The sequence below is a fragment of the Paenibacillus sp. sgz302164 genome (genome assembly GCF_056120505.1).
This window is the reverse complement of sequence record NZ_JBVYOL010000040.1, coordinates 1-22438: the sequence shown is the minus strand read 5'-3', so window position 1 is coordinate 22438 and position 22438 is coordinate 1. Positions and strand designations below refer to the sequence as shown.

The following is a 22438-nucleotide window of genomic DNA, read 5'->3' as shown; positions in this document are numbered from 1 at the left end:
CCGGCGCCGTTTTATAGCGATATCCGTTCCACCAGCTCATGCGAACCGAGCACAAGATCGGCGCGGATGGAGCAGGCTTGCGGATCGTCCAGGGCGGCCACAAAATGCCCGACGATTCCGGCAAAGCCGCGGCGCTCCAGCACCGAATCCCAGCTGCCGAACGTACGGATGCGCGGCGGGGCCCCCTTTTCGTACAGGATGGCGGATTCCAGATTCGTCACTTCCGCAGACCGTCCGCTGCCGTGCAGCTCGACTTTTTCCAAGTCGGCACCGGCCAGCCGGACCATGCTGTACGTCCCTGTCGCCGTGCCGAAGGACAAGCTTCCCGAAGCGTGAAGCAGCCTGCCTTCTCCATCCACCTGCTGATTGTACGTATTCAGTTCATACGGGCCGTCGCCCAGCCACAGCAGCAGGTCCAGCATATGAATGAGATCGTCGTACAGCGTTTCCTTGGCGCTGTTCGTCTGCTGCTTGATGCGGTGCTTGGCGGCCGAGCACCAATCGAACCCGCCCGTTTCCGCCAGCCATTGCCGGGCCTCCGCATAGAGCGGGGCAAACCGGCGGTTAAAGCCCACCGCCAGCAGGACGCCTTTGCGCTCCGCATAGGAAGCCATTTCTACAGACTGCTCCCATTTGTAGGACAGCGGCTTGTCGACGTATACGGCTACTCCCGCATCGATGCAGCGCATCGCGATATCAAAATGCGTCGGAGTCGGGCTGTGGACAAATACGGCGTCAAGACCGAGTCCAAGCAGTTCGTCAAGCTTGTCCGTTCCGAAAGGAATGCGGTACTTCGCCTTCATTCGCTCCACAGTAGCCGGCGTAGCGCTCATAATGCCGGCGATTTCCACCTGCTCGCTTTCCGACAGCAAAGGCAGGTACACTTTTTGCGCAATGTCTCCAAGACCGATCAGACCGATTCTTTTACGTCTCATTGTGTATACTCTCTCCTCTTCCATGATTCGTTCCCAAGCACAAGACGGCCTACCGTCAAGCCGAAAACAAGCAGCAAAGCGCCGGCCAGCACGGACACGCCGTATACCTGAACCCACATCGGCATTTCAGCGATCCATTCGTACACTTTGCCCCCGAAAATCGGGCCCAGAAATGCGGCAAATCCGGTTATAGCGGAATATGCGGCCACGTACATCGGCCTTTCCCTTTTGGGCGTATCACCGATCGTAAATGCGAATACCATCTGGTTGAAGCCGCCCAGGCCGATGCCGAGCACAATATGAACCGCATACAGCACGACAAGCGGCGGCAGTACGGCCAGCCCGCCCCAAAGCAGGCAAGCCGCGGCGATAATCGGCAGCGACCACAAAAGCAGGCGCTGTGCGCTGTAGCGGACGTTCAAGTTGCCCCAGACATAGTAGCTTCCCATCATAACAAGCGTATGGACGACCGTAATGAGCGAAACTTCTTCATAACTGATGTTCATCAGCTTGAGCATTACATATGAAAAAAACGGCACAGTCACGCCCTGCACGAACAGCCAGACCGACAGGAAGGCAATCGCCCGCACAAAACCGCGGTCCTTGAGCGGCTTGCCGATCATCCCGAGCGGATTGGCCTCCACAGACGGCTCGAAGGGCGGATTCGGGTAAAAGCAATACGCCAAAATATTCAAAAGCGCGCATACCCCGCTGATGATGAACAAATACTGGAAGCCTTCGCCGCCCGGAAACCGGTCAAGCACCTGGCCTCCGACGAACAAGGCCAAGCTGCTCATCGCCCCGAGCACCGTATTGCGGATGCCGAAATACCTTCCGCGCACCGCAGACGGCACCGCATCGCTGATCAGGGACGTCCAGACGACGGTTCCCGCGGCATTGCAGACGTGGGCCGAAGTGTACAGCACGATATACATGACCACCCACAAATCCTTGGGGAAAAGAAAGGGAATCAGACCGACGGCAGGCCACAGAAGGCGGTGCAGCGAGCCGAAGACGAGCAGCATCGCTTTGCGGTTATGAATTTTTTGCATCACGACCGCCATTAAAATCTGAACGACATTCACGACCGTCGTTATCGCCAGCACGAACCCGATTTCCTGGGAGGAAGCGCCCAGATAAAGCAAATACCCGGTCAGAAAAGGGCCTCCCAATAGCTGAAAAATAACGACGGCCGGAAAACCTTCCAAGATTGCTATCGTCAAGTATTTTCGTTTAGGCGACATTTTTTTCCTGGGATTACGCAATTTGTTCCAAATATTCATAGCTGCTGTCACCTCTTGTAGCCGTCTTGTGGGGTTTGTGCCTATCGGCCTATCTTTAAAGCTGCAATCTGCAAGTCTCTTGTGGTAAAATAGTTCTGTTAGCGTTAGACGAATCTATCACGTCAGGCGGGATTATCGAAAATCTATGAAACCGAACAACTTTGGACTTTTCACCAGTGTTCTGCTCTTTTTGATTTTTATTGTACTCTCTCTAGTTTTTCAGTCAACTGATTATTTGTACATCGCCAGCGTTTGTCCGCTGCTGATCGTCCCTTTTTTGCCGGACAGCAAGTCGAATCAATATATCAGGCCGGACAAAGGCCATGCCGTGCGCTTAATCAAGCAGCCCGGCAGCGAAACGGCGGACGCCGATCTGCTCTTTATTTTGTTTGAACCGGGATATGTGCAGTGGAACCGCAGCAAGCTTTACTTTAATCTGGACGACGTTAAGGTCGCCGGCTCTTCTCAGCCGGACCCGTATGCCGCCTCCATGTCCGTATTAAAACATGACCTCAAGCCGCATCCACGGAAAAAAAACTGGATCGGCATTTCGCTCAAACAGCTCGTCGAGCGCACTTACCAGCTTTCCTACACGACGAGCGAAATCAACCGCTTCGTCATTCGCATGGCCGACTTGCAAGAGCTGCTCGGCGTGCCGGGCAAGAGCGCCAAGACGCGCGGACAATCGCTGGGAGCCTGAGCTCCGCCGGCAAAACGAAAGTCACCACGCCAGACGCCGCCCTCATTCCCTTATCGGGGAATGGGAGCCGGCTCGAAGCGAGGTGACTTTTTTTGCCGCTAGATGCCGCACAAGTAAGCGGCGAGCGTGCGCACCATAACGCCTGTGCCGCCTTTGGGTTCGATGCCTTTTTCCGACCACAGCCAGGCAGTGCCGCCCGTGTCCAGATGAATCCATGGCGTTTCTTCGGCAAAATAGCCGATAAACAGCCCGCCTGTAATCGCACCCGCCCAACGGTCGGCGGACGTCGAATTTTTGATGTCGGCGACGTCGCTTTTGAGCATCGCTCTGTATTCCGGATAGTTCGGCAGCTGCCATACTTTTTCTCCGGCTTCCGCCGCAGCCTTCAGCAGCGGTTGCAGGAACTCGTCATCGTTCGTCACGGCCCCTGTCGCCACGTCGGCCAGGCAGATCAATATCGCACCAGTCAGCGTGGCGACGTCGATGAGCCGGTTCGCGCCGAGCTGCTTGGCGTACGCGACGCCCTCCGCCAAAATAATGCGCCCCTCCGCGTCCGTATTCAGCACTTCCACGGAATGACCGCTCAGCAAAGTGAGGATATCGCCCGGGCGATAGGCCGAGCCGGAAGTCGCGTTCTCCGCCGCCGGAATGACGACGATCAGATTGATCTTCGGCTTCAGCTTGCCGACGATGTGCATGGCGCCCAGCAGCGTAGCTGCGCCGCCCATGTCGCTGATCATTTCCTCCATGCCTTCGGGCTCTTTCATCGACACGCCGCCGGTGTCGAAGGTGACGCCCTTGCCGACGAGGCCCAGCGCGTCGGCGTTCCCCGGATCACCCTCATAGCGGAGGGTGATCATGCGCGGCGGGTGGACGCTGCCGCCGCCGACCGCGCTCAGGCCGCCCATCCCGCGGGCGGCGATGTCGTGCTCGTCCAGCACTTCTACGGCGAAGCCGTAGTGCCGGGCGAGCTTGACGGCTTCCTCTGCGAGGGAAGCCGGAATGAGTTTGTTGCCCGGGAGGTTCGTCAAATCCCGGGCATAGTTCGTGCCCTCCGCCACCGCCTCGGCGCGGAGGATCGCCTCCTCCAGAAGCGCTGCCTCGGCAGCCGCTTCTGTCAGCAGCACGGCCCGGCGGATCTCCGCCCGCTCGGGCCGGCCGTGCCGGTACGCTCGGATGCGGTACGCGCCGAGCAGCAGCCCTTCGGTCAGCGCGCCTGCCGCTGACCGCGCGTCGACGCCGCTTGGCAGCTTCAGCGCCAAGCGGTCGAGCCGCAGCGCGAGCGCCTCGCGCGCTGCGAAGACCGCGGCTGCGCGCAGCGTATCACGCGTGGCTGCAGGGCCGAGCCCTGCAGCCAGCACGTACGCGTACGGCAGCAGCCCGTGCGTGGGCAGCGCCTCAAGCTCGCCCGAGGCGCCGGTGAAGATGCCCTTCTCGCACAGGCGGCGAAGGGCGCTGTCCAGCTGCGGCTGGCCGAGGATCGCGTCCTGCCGCAGCTCCGCCTCCGTCAGGCAGACGACGATGGCGTCCGCCTCCGCATCCGCGTGCGTGAACGAAGAAAACGCGTTCACGGTTATGTTTATCGTTTTTTCAAACATACGCTTCATTGCTCCTTATCGCTTGTTGTTAACCATGCTACCATTTTCCGCCTTGCAAAAGCAAAAAAATACGCCGCAGCCAAGCTCACGGACACGGGTCCAGGCGCTGCTGCAGCGTGGTTGCCGGGCTTTCCGCTACGCGTAGTAGCGGGCCGCTTTTTGAATGACGCTTTGCATCGGCAGATGGTACGGGCATTTTTCCTCGCACAACGGCTTTTCTTTGCAAGGATCATAATCGGCGCAAGCGAGTATCTTGTCTTTCTGCCGGTCGAAAAACCCGCTTCCTTTCGGCAGCAAGCCGAACTTGTCGCGGATTTTGCTCGAAATCATCACGTCGGGAATCGCGATTTCCACCGGGCAAGAGCAATAGTTGCAGCGTCTGCAGTCGTGCCCGCCCAGTTCAATCGCAAGCTGCTCCAGCTCCCTGCGCTCCTCGTCGCCTACCTCGCGCTCCTGCGCAGCCAAATTTTCCTGCACCTCTTTGACGCTCACCATGCCCGAAATCGTCACATGCACGTTCTGGCTGTACGGGTAGCGAATCGCGCGGTCTACCGGTTGAATAAAGCCCCCGGATAGCGGTTTCATTGCGACTTTCATCAAATCAAGCTCCGTTGCTTTCGGAATCAGCTCATCCAGCGCAAACGGCTGGGCCAAATTCAGATGGAACAAAATTTGCGAGAACTGCCCTTTGGAAATCCATTTCGCCAGCAGATCGGGACGATGCCCGGTTATGCCGATAAAGCACACCTTGCCTTCCCGCTGCGCTTCCAGCGCGGCTTCATAGGCGCCGCCTTCGCCCATAATTTGCTTGAATTCGTGAACGTAGTTGACATAATGAACCTGCAAAAGGTCTACATATTCCGTTTTCATCCGGATGAGGCTGCGGTCGATTTCCTCTTTGGCTGAGGCATAGTCGCGCTTGCCCGTTTTAGTGGCCAAAAAGTATTCATTTCTGCGATGCGAGATGCACTCGCCGATAATCTCTTCGCTGTTGCGATAAGCGGCCGCGGTATCTATGTAATTGATACCTTGATCAAGCGCGTAATTCAACGCTTCCCTTGCCTGATCCAGCGGCACCCCAGGAAGATTCATCGCCCCGAAGCCGAGCGAAGATACTTTGTAGCCTGATTGGCCGAACGTACTGTATCTCAAACTGGAAAACTCCCTTCCTGTTACCACATATAAAAATAGTGCTATTGCCGGCTGCCTGAGAAAGTGACGGCACTTTGGCCTAATTTTGACTCAGCTATGCTCTCCCGCTCGCGCCTCCCCAGGCGCGGGGGGTTACGCCGCTGCATGGCGGGGGTGTCAAACGATTTGGCAAGCCGGGAGTCTGTCCGACAGAGTTGCTTTTGTGCATACCGGGTGAATAATGACTGCTATACTGCCGCTAACGCTGCATAAATACCCTTCATTTGGCATACGTGGTTCAACGGCAGACTCCCAGAACCGGAGGAAAGCCTGCAAAAGTACAGGTTTTTCCTGCGAAAATGCTTCATGTTGGCGAAAAGCCTGCGAAAGTGCAGGAATTTTCGGTGAAAATGAACCTGAGCCCGTGTGCGCAACGAAAAACCTGCACAATTGCAGGAATTGCTCGTGACCAGCGTATCAAGGGCGCAAATTCATGTACTTTTGCAGGTTTTCTTCGCACCGTCAGGCGGATTGGCGTCTATCGGTTCCGGCGCGTTTATTTTCAACAGCCTGTATTTCTATTGTAATACAACTTGTGTCCGAAGAAAATAAAGTTATAGACTGGGTTTGTTGATCCTACGCGGATTTCTGAATTGCTAAACCATCAGGCGGATACTATAGTTTTCTTGCCTTGATTACAAAAGTTACAGGAAGCATCTTTGCTTTTTTTGCAAAATCGCTGTTACGCGATTGCATAATTTCATCATCAGATTGCTCAATCATTTGCTCAATGACAAATCCCGCTTTTGCCAACGCATTCACATAGGTTGATAGTTTACGGTCCGATAATGTTAGCGTACTTCCGTCAAGAGATACCGAATACCAAGATTCATCGAAATAACATTTTTTAAAAACAAGCATATTATTTTCTGCAGCAACACATTTGTGTATAGGGTGAGACCAGCTGAAAATAAATACGCCGTCTTTTTTTAGGTAAGAAGCAATCCGGCGAAAAGTACCCTCTAGGTCGGTTGTCCAGCCTATTGCATAAATCGAATAAACATAGTCAAAATAATCATTTGGTAGGCCACATTCTTCTTCCATGGGAGAACAGATTAATTTTGCTGAAAGACCGCACTCCGTCAAATGTTGCTTTGTCTTTTCGATTTGTTTTTCTGAGATATCCATACCCCATAGTTCAGATGCTTTGCGTTCCCCCAGATATTGCAAAGATTGACCGCTTCCACAGCCTATTTCCAGCATCTTTTTCCCTGAGACATCGCCAAAAAGCTGGCATTTCTCTTCTGAGACAAATGCTCCATAAAAAGGAAGTGAGGTTGCTCCTAAAACATCATTTCCTTTTGTATCCCAAAATAAGCTGTTTGTTTCATGAACAACACTCTTATCCATGTCGACCGAGATGGCGCCAACCTCACCACCGCCTATAATGTTTGTTCTATAAACAGAATTCTTGTCCATGCCGTCCCTCCCCAAATGAGATTCACCAAATGTAACCAAATAATCCAACACCAAATCTATATTGGGATATATATGCAAAACCATCATATCGCACGTACGTTCTTATGTACATGCCGTCTATTACGAATTATTAGATTAAGCAAATCTCTCCGTTAGCATGAACGCAGTTTCTATGAAATTGGCAATAAAGGACCTCATCCTCCGCTTGACAGCGGAATTTGAAGTCCTTTTGCTCGATTTTCGGGCTGCTCTATTAATTGTTGTCGTCGGAGTTGTTGTCGCTTTTGCCGGATCTGTCGTTTTTATTGCTTTTATTGTCTTTATTGTCGTTTTTATTATTGTCCTTTTTGTTGTCTTTCCCGTCGTCTTTATTGCCGTCTCCATCGTCCTGATTGTCTTTGGAACGGGAATCGCCCGTCTTGGGCGTGGAAGAAGCTCTGGCCGACGGCTTTGCCGACGGTTTCCCGTTCGGACTTAAAGACGGCCCTGACGATGGGTCTTTTCGCGGATCCCGATCCTGGTTGCCCTGATCGTCTTGACTCCTCGTCGACTTTTTATCATCGTTATTATTTCGGCCGTCGTCATTGTTGTTTTTATCCGAGTTGTTGTCGTCTCTGCCGTTTTTGGGTGTAGGCGTTTTGGTCGGCTTGGCGCTGTTTTTGACATTTGAGTTGTTTTTCTGGCCGCTGTCGTTGTTTTTATTGCTGCTGGCGCCGTTATTATTGTTGTTTTTGCCGCTGCCGTTTTTGTCCCCGTTTTTGTCTGTCTTGTCATTTTTGCCGTTTTTGGAGCTCTTATCGTCGTTCTCCCGCTCACTGGCCATTTGTTGAACCTTTTCGCTCAGCTTGCCTGACTTTTCTTCTTCAATCAGCTTTTTCAGGCTGGTCTTGTTAATCGGCTTATCGGGTTTAACGATCTTGTCGATTCCGCCGTTCTCCTTGGCAAGCTGATGAATCGAAACCGACTTGATGTCGTCGAGCGACACTTTCGCGCCGTTATCGAGCGCGTTCAGGTAGATCGCGTACTTGCCCGCCGAGACCCCGTTTGCCTTGGCTTCCTGCCTGACTTCCTGCGGTGCGGCAAACGCGGTCACTTCATAATTTTTGACCTGATTGGGATGAGCGTCCCGAATGTGTTTGTTTACCTGCTCCTTCAACTGGGTCGCGATCGCCTCATCGTCGATACCCGCCTTATCCTCGACCAGCGTGCTGCTGATGATGATGTCCCCTTCTCCGGTAGCAAGCGGCCCCTGTTCCGCCTTGTCCAAAATTTCCGAAGTGACGTCAGTCAGCGACTTCCCTTTGTAAGCCATAGATTGGATGAGCGCTTCTCCGTCCGAATTCAACCCCTTTAAATCTTGAACGATCTCCTTGTTGTCAATGCCCATCTCTACGCTAGGATTAATATCGATCGAAACGTAAGCGACGACCTGGCCGCTCGGCACCTTGCCCGACAGGGTCGATACCAGTACAAAGCACAGTACAATCGCCGCAGTCAACCCCGACAAGATGGCCATCCGCGGGATTTTCATGCTTTTCGGGGCCGGAGCGTATACAATTTCTTCCCCGACCTCACAGTTTCGGGTGCCTCGCGGGATCTTCTCGAACCGACCATCCGGACTCATGACAATGATTGTGCTATCGCCCAATTCCATTACGATTCCTTTGTTCATGCGCAGTTCTTCCTTTCTGTAACCTCAATCATCGACACGAATTTGCAAATAATCCCGCAAATACGGGTAAGGCCCGTTAAAAATCAGTGCGATCGCAATCAAATATTTGCGATTCCGTTCCAAAGTTTTTCTGGAAACTTGAACCTTGGCAAGCAGCTCCTTGATCGGCAGCTGCCGTTTAGTCAGCAGAGTGCGCATAAGCTCTGCATCCTGTGAAAGCGTATAGCCGATGCCAAAAAGCATCTGCCTGGAATCGTCATGCTTCGGAGAGGCTTCCGTCAGTTCGGAAAAATCAATGTCAAAATCCTTCAGACACCGGTTGAATTCCATGATTTCACTCCGGCGCTCTTCTAATCCCTTTTGCTTCTCATAAGCTTCAATCGCTTGATGAATCTCAATCGGATTGACGAAGTTGTCCTCGCCATCCTCCTGCTCAAAGGAACTGTAAGGGATTTGTCCCTGAAACCGCTGCTCCTTCCGTAAGTAGTCGATTAGCCTCCGCCTGATGACGGTCTCCGCAAAGCCCAGAAACGATCTCCCCATTGCCGCCGAATACTGGCTGATGGCTTCGTTGAACGCTCCAAGAGCAATTGAAAATTCGTCATCTCTGGCCGGATCGATATACCGCTTGCAGAATCTGCTTGTTACTTTTGCCACATAAGGCTGATAATCGGCGATGAATTGATTTCGCAGCCGCAAATCCCCACTTTGTATGCGATGAACTGTTTCTTCCAGCGGAGAGGAATGGAGTTCACCCGGCGAGCCGGAGTGTTTTTTTCCGAGAAACTTCTTGAATAGTACCAGTAGCACCGTTCCACCTCACAGTATAGGTATTTCGTCATAAACGTTTCATATTCGGGGGTACTCTTTATGTAATTCCGTCAGAAAACAAAACCTATTATACCATACCAGAGCAAATCAGCACCTAATGGCAAAATAAACCTGACATGGAGTTTCTATTTTTCGCAGTTTCCTATAAAATAATGGCATATTGGAGGCGATTTATTTGGAGCTCACAAACAGTTTCGGAAAATTTCTTGAACAGCTTCGCGGGAAAATGTCACTTCGCAAAGCGGCGAATAAAAGCGGCTTGTCCCACGCTTACATCCGGGATCTGGAGCTGGGACGCAACCGAAGCACGAACGAGGTGATCAAACCGTCCCCCGATACGTTAAGAAAGCTGTCACAAGCTTACGACTATCCCTACACGGACATGCTGATTCGGGCCGGCTACCTGGAAGAGCACCCGGTCAGTTCTTCACAAATGAAACACGATTTGAGCGACATTTGGTACGTAGAATTCGGCAATAAAGATATCCGCTATTTCGCTTCCGACCGCATCACCAGGCAAAATGTGGATTCTCTCATCGAGTTCACGGATTTGCTGGAGGTTTTACAAGAGCATAACTTTATTAAGATGGATACGCATCTATTTGTCAATTTGCACAAAATAAAAAAGTATGCCCCGCAAGAAGGCAAACTTTATTTCGAAGACTCGGTAAATGGAAGATTCGTAACGATCGCCGCGCTGCCGCAGCGCAAATTTCACCTGCTGCTTACGGAATCCGTTGCGGCTAATACAGGCACCAAACCGGGAGGCGGGCCCAGCCCCACTTCTTTAAAACCAAAGTTCTTTTCGTAACGTCATATAAATGAACAGAACCGTCGCCATGCTCAGCATTTGAAAAGGCATGACCGCATCCAGCATGCTGACCGGCAGCGTATCGCGGAACACAATGCCGACGATAACGACGAGCATGAAGCCGTAGCAGCCGATATTTTCCCGGCAGAACGTTAATTTCGAGTAATGCGCCAAAAAAGTAAATCCCCATCTGAATTTGACAATGACCGCGGCAGCCGCGAGATTCGCCAGAAACGTCAGCATCGACATCAGCCTGGATACCAGAAGATCCTCAGTCACAGCCGAGAAAGCTACCACACCGGTCAAATCGCTCGTAATAATAACGCCTGTGGTGACGATGACGGCAAGGGTGTACCCGGACAGCGACACAAGCAAGGCGGCTGCAGGCCTGAACTTCAAATATCCGCAAAAAAGCACAAATATGCCGGCGATGTATGTAAGCGGGCCCATATAGGCGCCAAGAATTCCTGCGGCCAGTGAAGTACAGGCCATTCCTTTCAGATGCGGCTGTATTTTTTGCCTGAACAATACGAAAGACAGTATAATCATGGGGACGAATTCCAACAATGAAATGACCCCCTGCATCCATGCGTTCAAGAGTTTCCCCTCTTTTCAACTCGGTAATCGCTTCGAAGTTTGTCGTTCTATGAAACTATCATACATCAAATCCGGGCTTTCGGACGCTTCCCGGACTAAGTTGGCCGTTTCTGCGTGCAAATTGACATTTCGAGAGGCACAGAAATAAAAAGTTTAACAGTTTTTGGCATAGGAGTAATTCATATGAATGGCCATTTTACAGTTGCTATCGTGGAAGATAACCATTGGGCTGGAAAAATGCTTGAGGACTACTGCGCGCAGTGCGGATTGCAGGTCGTTTTTACGGCTTCCGACGGCGAAGCTTTGCTTGATACATTTAACGAGATCAAACCGGACATCCTGCTTGTGGACATCGGCTTGCGCGGGTATTTGAACGGCATTTCTACGGTGCAGTCCTTGAGACAGGCGGGCCATAAGCAAAAAGTGATCATGGTCAGCGGGACGACGAATATCGACCATATTTTGACCAGCTTTCACGATCTCGGTTCCTTGTATTTTTTATCGAAACCGGTCCTGTTCCCCAAATTCCAATCCGCGATCGCACGGGCAGTGGCGGAAATTGCAGCGGAACGGGCAGCGGCAGCGGCGCTCGAAGCCGGAGCCGGAGGAAGCGAAGGAACAACGTGGATCACGGTGAAAAATCAAAAGTCGCAAATTCCAGTCGCGGAACAATCCATTTTGTTCGTCGAAAAAGAAGACAAGCGGCATGCCATGATCTACCTGACGAACGGGGAAACGATTGAATCCGGCACCAACTTGACCGACATCCTGGCCCAGTCCAGCACCTATATGTTCAGTCCGTATAAAGGATTTCTCGTCAATATGCGCTATGTCATTTCCTACGTAAAAGAAAGCGTCTTCCCCGCTTCCAGGCGGTTTTTGATCCATTTGCAGCATACGCAGGTCAAAATTCCATTGAGCCGCAATTTGCAAAAGGAGTTCGCCAAACTGCTTCAGGAGCTTCGCTAGACCGGAAACGGCAGCCTCCCAAAAAGAAACAGCCGCTCTTTGTTCCTCATCGGAACGAAAGCGGCTGTTTATCGTTTAAGTGCGCTTCGAAGCTTTTTTGCTTTTCAGCTTGTCTCGGCGGGCACTGAGCATTTTCAATCTTTTTTTCAGCTGTTCTTCCCACTCCGTATCGCCGATCGTCTTCGCGACACTGAGCAGGTCAAGCCCCATATCGATTTGGCTGCGTACGATATCCAAAGGCTCTTCGCCCTCGTGATTGACACAATTATCGTGCAGAATGTGATCCTTGCCATCCACATACTCTGCGAAATCCACCTCGGCCGCTCCGTCGCCATGAGCGTATTCCGCCAATATCTCATATTCGCTCTCTACAAGATAATGAATTTCAATGCGGTGACATACCGGGCAAAAGAGTATAGGCACATTGTGAATTTGGGTGCGAATGTGCTTTAACGTTCCTTTTGTACCGATCATGCTGGCTCCACAGCAAAAACTCATGGATTTCCCTCCTTACTGATTACCCGGAATACCCCAATATATTCGCTTCGAACAAGCAAAATTCCTTTTTTCCGGCCACAGCAGTTTTTGTCAGTGCGCGCATAATTTGCTTGCCTCCTGCGAATCCTGAAACAGTCATCCTTACACGGCAAACAACGGATGCTGCTGCAGCTTATGCCGGCGGCGCAAGGAGGGATTGGATTGAAGGGATTGCCTCTGGCGGACTTCGAAGTTCCGGAGCGGTATCACAAAGATTTGCTGCACGTCATGCCGGTGAACGCCCGCTCGCTTTACGCGTATTGGGAGGTCAGCGACAGGCGGAGATGGCTTGTTTCGCAGCATTTTGAGTGCGATTACGGAACCATGCCCAAAATCGTCCGCGTCTACGATGTAACCGGCATTTATTTTACCGGAAGCAACGCGCACCGTTTTTTCGATATTTGGACGACACCGGAAGCAGCGAGCTGGTACATCCATGGCTTGAATGCGGACCGCACTTATTTGCTCGATTTCGGCACTTATACGTGGAACCGCGAGTTTATCCCGCTGCTGCGCTCGAACTGTGCGGCAACGCCAAAAGATCAGGAAGCCCCATGGGGGGAAGCGATCCTCGGCGTCGTTCCGGAAGCTGAATCAGGAGCGGCCGGCGGGCGCATTCCTCCGCGCTTTTTTGAAAATTTCACGCCCTATACCCCCTACTCGAGGTGAACTGCTTTATGATGAACCGTATAAAACAGAAGCCGGAGCTGAAGGGTTATTTCGCGCTCGTGCTGCATGCCCACTTGCCGTTCATCCGCCATCGCGACCGGGACGATTACATGGAGGAACGCTGGTTTTACGAGGCGATGACCGAAACATATTTGCCGCTTGCGGAGATGATGGACCGGCTGGCGGCGGATCAGGTCGGCTTTCGTCTTACGTTTTCCATGACGCCCACGCTGCTGGCCCTGCTTGGCGATTCCCTTATGCAGGAGCGCTACCGCGCATACTTGAGCAAACTGATCGGACTTGCGGATAAGGAGCAGATTCGGCTGCAAAATCATAAAACGCTGCTCCCGCTTGCCAAGCGTTATGCCCGGCGATTTCGCGAACTGCAGAAGCTGTTTGAAAGCTGCGGCGGAAATCTCGTGCGCAAATTCAAGCAATTTCAGGACAGCGGCCATATTGAAATCGTCACTTCGGCGGCTACGCACGGCTTCCTCCCGCTGATGAAAACCGAAGAAGCGATCAAGGCGCAAATTGCGACCGCGGTGCGCGATTACGAGCGGCATTTCGGCCGCAAGCCGCGGGGCATCTGGCTGCCGGAATGCGGCTTCACCACGGGGATCGACCGGATTCTGAAGCAGTACGGGATCGATTACTTTTTCTCCGATTCGACTGCGGTCGCCTTTGCATCGCCCCAGCCGAACCGGGAGCTGTACGCCCCGCTGATGAGCCCTTACGGCGTCAGCGCCTTTCCCCGCGATCCCGAATCGGCCAGCCAGGTATGGAGCGCGACGGAAGGCTATCCCGGCGACTACGATTACCGGGAATATTACCGCGATATCGGCTGGGATCTCGGCTGGAACGACGCCGGCGAGTGGGATTATATACGCCCGTACGTGCTGCCTACGCACGAGAGGGTGAACACCGGCATCAAATACTACCGCATTACCGGAAAAGGCAGCCATCGCGAGCCTTACCGGCCGCAGCGGGCGCTGGACAAAGCTGCCGAACACGCCGGCAACTTCCTGTTCAACCGCCAAAAACAGGCCGAGCATTGGCATCGCTGGCTGGACCGCAAACCGCTTATCGTCTCTCCCTACGATGCCGAACTGTTCGGCCATTGGTGGTATGAAGGGCCTGATTGGATCGAGATGCTGTGCCGCAAAACGTTTCACGACCAGCACGAAATCGCCATGATTACGCCCGGCGAATACCTCCGGGAGTATCCTGTCGCCGATGTCGGCAAGCTGAACGAATCCAGTTGGGGACGGAATCACTCGGCTGAAGTGTGGCTGCAGGGGAACAACGACTGGATCTACCGGCATCTGCATCAAGCCGAAGAGCGAATGATACGCCTCGCCACCAGGCATAAGCACCTGAAAAGCCGCGAGCATTCGATGGCGGATCTCCTGGAGCGGGCGCTTAACCAGGCCGCCCGGGAGCTTATGCTCGCCCAGAGCAGCGACTGGGCATTCATTATGGATGCCCAGACCGTCGTCGATTACGCGGTTCGCCGGACCAAGGTTCATCTCGGCTGCTTCCATCACCTGTGCGAGCAGATTGAACGCGGGGCCATTGATGAGGCGGCGCTGGCCGGGCTGGAGGAACACGACAACTGCTTCCCGGACATCGATTACCGGGACTATGCCGCCATCGACCGCCTGTCGCCCATCCCGATCATTCCCAGTCTGACAGACTGGGAAGCATTGCTGGCCGAAACCGGGCACCGGCCGAACATCTTCATGCTCGCCTGGGAATACCCGCCCAAACATGTCGGCGGCTTGTCGCGGGCCGTTCACGAGCTGTCCGAAGCACTCGCCGCAGAAGGCGAGATCGTGCAAGTCGTTACGACTTCCCACTACGGAGCGCCCTATTTTGAAAAAATGAACGGCGTATACGTCCACAGGCTGCCCATCGACTGTTCGGGAGATACTCACTTTTACGACTGGACGTTCGAGATGAACCTGGCGATGATCGACCATCTTGTCCGCTGGAAAGAGCACGGAGGCAGAATCGACCTCCTGCACGCGCACGATTGGATGGTCATGCATACGGCCAGAGAAATCAAGCACAGCTACGGCATCCCGCTCGTCGCCACGATCCATGCCACCGAATGGGGGAGAAATCAGGGGCGGCTGCATACCGAGCTCCAGCACAAAATCCACCGGAGCGAATGGAAGCTGACCTACGAAGCAAGCCGGGTGTTCGTGTGCAGCCAGTATATGAAAGATCAGGTACAGCAAATATTCAGCTTGCCCCACGACAAAGTAGGCATCTATCCGAACGGCATCCGGCTCGGCCATACTGCCGTGAGCGGCTTGGGCGGCCGGACTGAAGGTGGCCCGGATGGCCGTACGGACGAACGGACGGAGGGCAACCTGGATCATCGACTGGAGGGCCGCCAGAATCACCGTCTGGATCACCACCTGGATGGCCGCCAGGAGCACCATCTGGATCACCGCCCGGAATTTTTGAGCGACGGTGATAAAGTCATCTTTTATATCGGCAGGCTCGTTTATGAAAAAGGCGTCCAGATTTTGATCGACGCCATGCCCGCTATTTTGGGGCAAATCCCGAGCGCCAAGCTGGTCGTCGCCGGCTCCGGGCCGATGGAGCAGGAGCTTCGCAGCCGGGCGGCTCATTTGGGCGACCGGGTATGGTTTGCCGGCTTCGTCGATGACGCCGCACGCTCCCGGCTTTATCAAGCCGCCGACGTCTGTGTCATCCCCAGCTTGTACGAACCGTTCGGCATCGTAGCCCTGGAGGCGATGGCCTATCGGCGACCGCTCGTCTTATCCGATACGGGGGGCCTCGCGGAAATTATCCGTCACGGAGTCGACGGATTCAAAGCACTGCCAGGCCATGTCGAATCGCTGGCCTGGCACGTCAGCGAAACGCTGCTGCACCCCGAGCAGGCGGCAGGCATGGCCGATTCCGCTTATAGGCTCGTGCAGGCACGCTATCAGTGGAATCAAATTGCTGCAAGCTTGCAAAGCGAATACCGCAAGCTGGATCATTACCAGCCCGAGCCGAGCGAAGCAGCGGCAGCCGGCGACCGCGCGCAAGCTCAGCGGCTCAACGCGTAAGCCCGCGGCCCACGGCCGGCCGCCGCCACCGGGATTGCCGCGATAAGATTTTCCTTACATGGGCATAGTAAGGAACGATGGCGCGGGGGCGCGGGGTGTCATGGCCCGCCGATGGCAGGTCAAACCGCGGAGTGCCATAGACCCCCGCAGGCACGGCCAAGACCCGGGGCGTCATGGTCCGCCGATGGCATGGTCAAAGCCCGGGGCGTCATAGGCCGCCAAAGGCGCGGTCAAAGCCCAGGGCGTCATAGGCCGCCGAAGGCGCGGTCAAAGCCCGGCGCGACATGGTCCGCCGCTGGCACGGTCAAAGGCCGGGGCGTCATAGGCCGCCGAAGGCGCGGTCAAAGCCCGGGGCGTCGGGCGCTAAGAGCCACCAAAGGTACGATAGCAGATGTGCAGGTTAGGGGCATGGCTGGTACGATCGTGCGGGCAGAAAACCTGCAAAAGTACATCTTTTTGCTCATTAATGCTCCGCTTTCGCGGAATTCCTGCAAATGTGTAGGTTTTGGGGCTAATTTTCTCGCTCAGGGCCTTCGGGACCTGAAATTCCTGCACTATTGCAGGCTTTTTCTCCAAACGAGCCGTTTACCTGTAAAAAGCCTGCACTTTCGCAGGTTTTCGAGGCTGCATACCCGCTTCGCGAATGGTTGCGACAAACAAATTAGCTCTGATCTGGAACGACTCATCTTACTCGTCGGGGCTGGTCGAATCGATCACTTACCTTCGACCGTGTGGCAGAAAACCTGCAAAAGTACATCTTTTTACTCATTAATGCCCCGGTTTTGCAGAATTCCTGCAAATGTGCAGGTTTTTCGGCAAATTTTCTCGCTCAGGGCCTTCGGGACCTGAAATTCCTGCACTATTGCAGGCTTTTTCTCCAAACGAGCCGTTTACCGGGAAAAAGCCTGCACTTTCGCAGGTTTTCGAGGCTGCTTACCCGCTTCGCGAACTACTGCGACAAACAAATTAGCTCTGACCCTGGAACGACTCATCTTGCTCGTCGGGGCAAGTCAAGCCGATTGCTACCATCGATCATGCGGGCAGAAAACCTGCAAAAGTACATCTTTTTGCTCATTAATGCTCCGCTTTCGCGGAATTCCTGCAAATGTGTAGGTTTTGGGGCTAATTTTCTCGCTCAGGGCCTTCGGGACCTGAAATTCCTGCACTATTGCAGGCTTTTTCTCCAAACGAGCCGTTTACCTGTAAAAAGCCTGCACTTTCGCAGGTTTTCGAGGCTGCATACCCGCTTCGCGAATGGTTGCGACAAACAAATTAGCTCTGATCTGGAACGACTCATCTTACTCGTCGGGGCTGGTCGAATCGATCGCTTACCTTCGATCGTGCGGGCAGAAAACCTGCAAAAGTACATCTTTTTGCTCATTAATGCCCCGGTTTCGCGGAATTCCTGCAAATGTGCAGGTTTTTCGGCTTATTTTCTCGCCCATGACCTTCTGGACCAGGAATTCCTGCACTATTGCAGGCTTTTTCTCCAAATAAGCTGTTCACCGGGTAAAAGCCTGCACTTTCGCAGGTTTTCGAGGCTGCTTACCCGCTTCACGAACGGCTGCGACAAACAAATTAGCTCTGACCTGGAACGACTATTCTTACTCATCGGGGCGGTCGAATCGACTGCTACCTTCGATCGCGCGGGCAGGAAACCTGCGAATACTCTCATGACGCAGTAGACCTCACCCTACAGAATTAAAATAAACGGGTCAACTGCTGTTTATTTTCGTAAAAGGTACATCTTTGCTCATTAGCTCCCCGACTTCGCGGTTTCCTGCAATTGTGCAGTCGACCGGCCGCCGTCATGCAGCGCAACACCACGGGCTGGGAGCTGTGCACGGTGCTTTTTTTAGCAAGACCTTCAGGACCGGGACTTCCTGAACTATTACAGGCTTTTACCTGAAAAGACCTGCACTTCGCAGTTTTTTGACACCGTTTGCCCACTTGCCCGCTGGCACGAACGGCTTGGGCAAACAAATTACTGTGCCTCAGAAAAGACATAATTTACTTGTCGGAACAGGTTGAAAACGGATGCGCCTTTCTACACAAATACAATGTGCAGGAATTCCCCGTTCCCGACGTTCCCAATTGTTGAGGTGCGAAATTTTGCTGCGAAGAAACTATTCTTTTCACGTGGAGAAAGTGAGTCGGGATGCAACTGGTGCGGTGTTTGTTGGCGGCGTTCGCAATGATAGGATGCAGAAGATGCATGGGACGGTGCTGGGGTCAAAAGGTCATCACGGTTGGTGGCCGTTCAGGGTACCACGAAAAAAGTTTTCCTTCGGAAAACTGTTAGCTTATCCTTAGGAGGTTACACAATGAAGGCTGTAATTATGGCCGGAGGCAAAGGGACGAGGCTTCGTCCCTTGACTTGTCATCTCCCGAAACCGATGGTGCCTCTTGTAGGCAAGCCTTGCATGGAATATATCGTCGAGCTGCTGAAGAGCCATGGCATTCATGAAATTGCCGTTACGATGCAGTATTTGCCCGAAGTGATCCGAAGTTATTTCGGAGACGGCCAGGACTTCGGCGTGAATATACGCTATTTTGACGAAACCGTGCCGCTTGGTACAGCGGGCAGCGTCAAAAATGCCCACGATTTTCTGGACGATACCTTTGTTGTCATCAGCGGAGATGCGTTGACCGATTTTGATTTGAAGCAGGCGCTGTCGTTTCACAAACAAAAGCAATCGCTCGCTACTCTGGTGCTTGCTCGGGTCGCACACCCGCTTGAATACGGCGTGGTCATGACGGATGAGCAGGGCCGTATCGCGCGTTTTTTGGAAAAGCCGAGTTGGAGCGAAGTGTTCAGCGATACGGTGAATACCGGCATTTATATTTTGGAGCCCGAGGCGCTGGAACGCGTTCCCTCCGGTACGGAATTTGATTTCAGCCAGCAGCTGTTTCCGGCGCTGCTTCGCGATAATCTTGCCCTGTACGGCTATGTCGGCAGCGGGTATTGGTCGGATATCGGCAATTTGCAGCAGTACCGGCAAACGCAGTTCGATATGCTTGGGGGCAAAGTGAAGGCGAACCTGCCGGGCAAGCAAATTCAGCCGGGCGTTTACGTCGGCGACAATGTGGAAGTGAGCGCCAAAGCGAAGATTCTTGGCCCGGCGTACATCGGGGAGGGCAGCCGGCTCGAGGATGATGTGGAAATCGGCGAATACTGCATCATCGGCAAAAACAACCGTGTGTCCAAAGGCAGCGTGCTGACCCGCAGCGTGCTGTGGGACCACAACCACATCGCCGAGCGGAACGAGCTAGCGGGGTCGACTTTGACAAGCCGGATCGTTTGCAAGGAGGCGTCCAGTTTGGGCGACGGGTCCGTCGTCGGCAGTCATGTCGTAATCGGCTCCGGAAGTACGGTTCAGCCGAATGTGAAAATATGGCCGGGCAAACAAATTCGCGATAATACCCGGCTTCATACATCTTTTATATGGGGCGACCAAGCCTCCAAATCCTTATACAAAACATCCGGGGTCAGCGGACTCCCGAATCTCGATCTTACGCCGGAAATCGTCGCAAGATTCGCCACCGCATACGGCGCGACGTTAGCCGCAGGCAAAGTTTTGACTGTGAGCGGCGCCCCGCATGAATTTTGCCGGCTGCTTAAGCGCATCGTCATCGCGAGCCTGCAGTCGGTCGGCACTCATGTGATCGATTTGGGCGACTGCATGCCGCCTGCAGCCGCTTTTGCCATTCGCAGTCTTGGAGCGGCGGGAGGGATTCATATCGCCTGGTCAGGCAGCGAAGCCGCCGACTGCTCTCTCGAATGTCTGGACGGCTCGGGGCTGCCGATAGCCAGAAACGCCGAACGTAAAGTCGAAAACAGCTTTTGGCAGGAAGATTACGCCCGTGCTCCTATCGGGCAGGTTGGGAGTTGCAAAGAGGACCACCAATGGACCGAGGCGTATGTCCGCGCTTTGGCCAAAGAAATCGCTGACGAGCGCACCGCTGTCCCGCCTTTGAGAATCGTGATCGAAGCCAGCCCCTGGTTTCAGCAATGGGCGATCCCCTTTTTCGAGGAGCTGGGTACGGAAGCGATCCATGTGACGGCGGCCAGCCTGCTGGAGCCGCTCCACGCCTTTGTGCCTCTCTCCCAGGCCAGCCTCGGGCTGCGGCTAAGCGATGACGGGCGCGGCATGCGGCTCGTCACAGAGCGTGGCGACCTTGTGAACGAAGACGTGCAGACAGTGCTTCTCTACTTGTGCTACCTTCACAGCCGCCCGGGATCGACGATAGGAGCCCCGGTCAGCGCGCCGCATCTGCTGGAAAGCATGGCCGAAGGGCTCGGAGCGAGCATTGTGCGCACGAAGGAATGGGCCAGAGCGGTAATGGAAGCGACTCGGGAAACGAATATGCATCCGCTGTTCGATTCGCTTTTTGCGGCCGGACTCGTGCTGCTGCATCTGCATAGAACGGGATTGCCGCTCAGCGAGCTCCTCTCTTTGCTGCCGGACTTTCATCTGCACCGCGAGCGGATTGCATGTCCGTGGGATGTTAAAGGACGGGTGATGCGGAACATGATGGAGCGCACGAAAGATGCGCGCGTCGAGCTGCTGGACGGCATTAAATTTTTTCACGACGACGGTTGGGTTCTGCTGCTTCCCGACGCCGACGATCCCGCTTTCCAAGTCGTCGCCCAGTCGGATAATCCGATGCTGGCGCAAGCGCTCGTCCGCAACTACCGGGAACAAATTCTAAACCTTCTTCAATGAGCATATACATATATCGTTGATTTTTTTCGATTCTCACGATGAAGGAGAGAGCGGCGTGAACATAATTCCCATCGTTTCCAAACAGATCGCCTATGTGTTGTACGACGATCAATCATCCAGTATGATCGTTCAATATCATACCGGTTACAAGGCATCTTTTCCCAATGTGAAGCAGGACGACTATCAGATGATCGCGACCTCGACGAATGGCTACGACTCTTTAGTGAAGCTTACCGGAATGCGGTACGCTCAAGATCAACCGCCGGTAGAGTGAATGACATACACGATCTCCACTTCGCAAAAGTGGAGATTTTTCGTTTGCGCGCAGCGTATGCTACAATGTTGCTCAATCAATCCAGTTCAAAAGCAGTTGCTTCAAAACAACCACGCTAAAGAAAAGGTGAGTCGGATTTCCACTTCAACTCCAACTGTACACGCCGATTATACGGACCGGGATACGCTGCATTTGCTCGTGCAATCGCCTTTTGTCCTGTTTGCATACTGGCAGCTCTCCTCACGGAAAGCCGCGATGATCCAAGAGCATTTCGGAAAAGACTGGCTCGCTCTGCTGCCCAGCCTGCGCATTTATGACGTTACCGGTTTATCTTTTGACGGGAGCGTCGCCAATGAGGCGTGGGAGCTTCCGCTGCCGCAGGAGGAATCCTGCTTTTTGCAAGGGTTCCGCCCAGGCAGGCATTATGCGGCCGATTTGGGCATTGTGAACGGTCACGGCCAGTTTCTCCCCCTTCTGCGCTCCAATACGGTCATGACGCCCGCCGGCGCTAAAGAAACGGCTTCCGCCCCTTCCCTGCCGGAAGGGAATGCCCTCTCCGCAGCTCCGCTCGCCTTCACTCTGATCAAGCCGTTCAGCTATGACCAATTCTCAGCGTATTCCGTCTATCCGGCCAAGGAAACGGATGCCAGTTCCGGAGGCGACAGCGAATGACTCCCCCTGCTCACGGTTATATCGCTTTTCTCCTGCATGCTCATATGCCGTATGTCCGCCGGGAGGATGACGACGTCACCCTGGAAGAGCGCTGGTACTACGAAGCTGTCGCGGACAGCTATCTTCCCTTGATCGATATGATGGATTCCCTCCTGCGGGACGGCGTCGGCTTCCGTCTGACGCTCTCCGTCTCCCCTACTCTGCTCGCGATGATGGAAGACCCGCTCATGCAGCGCAAAATGAAGCGGTACCTGACCGGGCTGAGCGAGCTGGCCGACCGGGAAGCGTCGCGCCTGCAGGGCGATACCGACTTCGCGCCCGCTGCCGCCATGTACCGGAGCCGCTACCGCCGGCTCCTGGAACTGTACGATCGCCTGGGCGGCGATCTGATCGCCAAGCTTCGCAGCCTGCGCGACGCCGGCTGCGTCGAACTGATCACGTGCGCCGTGACGCATGCGTTCTTGCCGCTG

General features: G+C 53.9%; 17 protein-coding genes and 1 pseudogene. 9 read left to right on the top strand and 9 right to left on the bottom strand.

The genetic code is table 11. From position 1 onward, the window contains the following. Positions 1-11: 11 nt before the first annotated feature. Both AC0LWT_RS36105 and AC0LWT_RS36100 read right to left on the bottom strand, forming a co-directional pair. Positions 12-935, bottom strand: a complete 924-nt coding sequence (locus tag AC0LWT_RS36105; RefSeq protein WP_474686653.1) for a Gfo/Idh/MocA family protein — start codon at positions 933-935, stop codon at positions 12-14. Beyond that, positions 932-2218, bottom strand: a complete 1287-nt coding sequence (locus tag AC0LWT_RS36100) for an MFS transporter (protein WP_474686652.1) — start codon at positions 2216-2218, stop codon at positions 932-934. Before AC0LWT_RS36100 ends, AC0LWT_RS36105 begins: the two co-directional genes overlap by 4 nt. 145 nt (positions 2219-2363) lie before the next feature. Between AC0LWT_RS36100 and AC0LWT_RS36095 the strand changes: the two genes are divergently transcribed. Beyond that, positions 2364-2918 (top strand): hypothetical protein, encoded by a 555-nt coding sequence (locus tag AC0LWT_RS36095; protein ID WP_474686651.1) that lies wholly within the window; start codon positions 2364-2366, stop codon positions 2916-2918. A gap of 98 nt (positions 2919-3016) precedes the next feature. Here the strand turns inward: AC0LWT_RS36095 and AC0LWT_RS36090 are convergent, their stop codons facing one another. From AC0LWT_RS36090 to sigI, 5 genes are all read right to left on the bottom strand, one after another. After that, positions 3017-4516, bottom strand: a complete 1500-nt coding sequence (locus AC0LWT_RS36090) for a leucyl aminopeptidase (protein WP_474686650.1) — start codon at positions 4514-4516, stop codon at positions 3017-3019. A 135-nt stretch (positions 4517-4651) separates the two neighbouring features. After that, complete coding sequence (locus tag AC0LWT_RS36085) at positions 4652-5668, bottom strand: aldo/keto reductase (RefSeq protein WP_474686649.1); 1017 nt, start codon at positions 5666-5668, stop codon at positions 4652-4654. Positions 5669-6322: 654 nt separating this feature from the next. Next, complete coding sequence (locus AC0LWT_RS36080) at positions 6323-7126, bottom strand: class I SAM-dependent methyltransferase (protein ID WP_474686648.1); 804 nt, start codon at positions 7124-7126, stop codon at positions 6323-6325. A 253-nt stretch (positions 7127-7379) separates the two neighbouring features. Then, positions 7380-8798 carry an anti-sigma factor domain-containing protein gene (locus tag AC0LWT_RS36075; protein WP_474686647.1) on the bottom strand — a complete coding sequence of 473 codons (1419 nt, stop codon included), beginning with the start codon at positions 8796-8798 and terminating at the stop codon, positions 7380-7382. Between the two features lie 24 nt (positions 8799-8822). Next, positions 8823-9608, bottom strand: coding sequence for an RNA polymerase sigma factor SigI (gene sigI, locus AC0LWT_RS36070; RefSeq protein WP_474686646.1), 786 nt, complete (start codon positions 9606-9608; stop codon positions 8823-8825). 196 nt (positions 9609-9804) lie between these two features. Here sigI and AC0LWT_RS36065 point away from each other — a divergent pair, with 196 nt between their 5' ends. Then, positions 9805-10440, top strand: a complete 636-nt coding sequence (locus AC0LWT_RS36065; protein ID WP_474686645.1) for a helix-turn-helix domain-containing protein — start codon at positions 9805-9807, stop codon at positions 10438-10440. Here AC0LWT_RS36065 and AC0LWT_RS36060 read toward each other — a convergent pair. Next, entirely contained in the window at positions 10417-11037 is a 621-nt protein-coding gene (locus AC0LWT_RS36060) for a hypothetical protein (RefSeq protein ID WP_474686644.1), read from the bottom strand. The two genes, AC0LWT_RS36065 and AC0LWT_RS36060, sit on opposite strands and share 24 nt — an antisense overlap. Before the next feature lie 183 nt (positions 11038-11220). On the opposite strand from AC0LWT_RS36060, the gene AC0LWT_RS36055 reads away from it, so the two are divergent. Beyond that, the gene (locus tag AC0LWT_RS36055; protein WP_474686643.1) at positions 11221-12006 is read left to right on the top strand and encodes a LytR/AlgR family response regulator transcription factor; all 786 of its coding nucleotides are present in this window, start codon (positions 11221-11223) and stop codon (positions 12004-12006) included. Between the two features lie 75 nt (positions 12007-12081). On the opposite strand, the gene AC0LWT_RS36050 is transcribed toward AC0LWT_RS36055, so the two are convergent. After that, the gene (locus AC0LWT_RS36050) at positions 12082-12504 is read right to left on the bottom strand and encodes a hypothetical protein (RefSeq protein WP_474686642.1); all 423 of its coding nucleotides are present in this window, start codon (positions 12502-12504) and stop codon (positions 12082-12084) included. Positions 12505-12705: 201 nt separating this feature from the next. On the opposite strand from AC0LWT_RS36050, the gene AC0LWT_RS36045 reads away from it, so the two are divergent. The 6 genes and pseudogenes from AC0LWT_RS36045 to AC0LWT_RS36020 form a co-directional block, all read left to right on the top strand. Next, a complete protein-coding gene (locus AC0LWT_RS36045) occupies positions 12706-13212 on the top strand; it encodes a DUF4912 domain-containing protein (RefSeq protein ID WP_474686641.1) in 507 nt (168 codons plus the stop codon). Between the two features lie 8 nt (positions 13213-13220). Next, a complete protein-coding gene (locus AC0LWT_RS36040) occupies positions 13221-16295 on the top strand; it encodes a 1,4-alpha-glucan branching protein domain-containing protein (RefSeq protein ID WP_474686640.1) in 3075 nt (1024 codons plus the stop codon). A 2324-nt stretch (positions 16296-18619) separates the two neighbouring features. After that, positions 18620-21022 carry a sugar phosphate nucleotidyltransferase gene (locus AC0LWT_RS36035; protein ID WP_474686639.1) on the top strand — a complete coding sequence of 801 codons (2403 nt, stop codon included), beginning with the start codon at positions 18620-18622 and terminating at the stop codon, positions 21020-21022. A 55-nt stretch (positions 21023-21077) separates the two neighbouring features. After that, positions 21078-21296 carry a KTSC domain-containing protein gene (locus tag AC0LWT_RS36030; RefSeq protein ID WP_474686638.1) on the top strand — a complete coding sequence of 73 codons (219 nt, stop codon included), beginning with the start codon at positions 21078-21080 and terminating at the stop codon, positions 21294-21296. A gap of 126 nt (positions 21297-21422) precedes the next feature. Further along, the gene (locus tag AC0LWT_RS36025; protein WP_474686637.1) at positions 21423-21968 is read left to right on the top strand and encodes a DUF4912 domain-containing protein; all 546 of its coding nucleotides are present in this window, start codon (positions 21423-21425) and stop codon (positions 21966-21968) included. Then, a pseudogene (locus AC0LWT_RS36020) lies at positions 21965-22438 on the top strand (1,4-alpha-glucan branching protein domain-containing protein); the annotation flags it as partial. The gene AC0LWT_RS36025 and the pseudogene AC0LWT_RS36020, both read left to right, overlap by 4 nt.

Bases quoted from the DNA above. Each gene is read 5' to 3' on its own strand.
- AC0LWT_RS36050 (WP_474686642.1), bottom strand. From the start codon at position 12,504: ATGAGTTTTTGCTGTGGAGCCAGCATGATCGGTACAAAAGGAACGTTA.
- AC0LWT_RS36100 (WP_474686652.1), bottom strand. From the start codon at position 2,218: ATGAATATTTGGAACAAATTGCGTAATCCCAGGAAAAAAATGTCGCCT.
- AC0LWT_RS36055 (WP_474686643.1), top strand. From the start codon at position 11,221: ATGAATGGCCATTTTACAGTTGCTATCGTGGAAGATAACCATTGGGCT.
- AC0LWT_RS36035 (WP_474686639.1), top strand. From the start codon at position 18,620: ATGAAGGCTGTAATTATGGCCGGAGGCAAAGGGACGAGGCTTCGTCCC.
- AC0LWT_RS36095 (WP_474686651.1), top strand. From the start codon at position 2,364: ATGAAACCGAACAACTTTGGACTTTTCACCAGTGTTCTGCTCTTTTTG.
- AC0LWT_RS36105 (WP_474686653.1), bottom strand. From the start codon at position 935: ATGAGACGTAAAAGAATCGGTCTGATCGGTCTTGGAGACATTGCGCAA.
- AC0LWT_RS36090 (WP_474686650.1), bottom strand. From the start codon at position 4,516: ATGTTTGAAAAAACGATAAACATAACCGTGAACGCGTTTTCTTCGTTC.
- AC0LWT_RS36075 (WP_474686647.1), bottom strand. From the start codon at position 8,798: ATGAACAAAGGAATCGTAATGGAATTGGGCGATAGCACAATCATTGTC.
- AC0LWT_RS36040 (WP_474686640.1), top strand. From the start codon at position 13,221: ATGATGAACCGTATAAAACAGAAGCCGGAGCTGAAGGGTTATTTCGCG.
- AC0LWT_RS36080 (WP_474686648.1), bottom strand. From the start codon at position 7,126: ATGGACAAGAATTCTGTTTATAGAACAAACATTATAGGCGGTGGTGAG.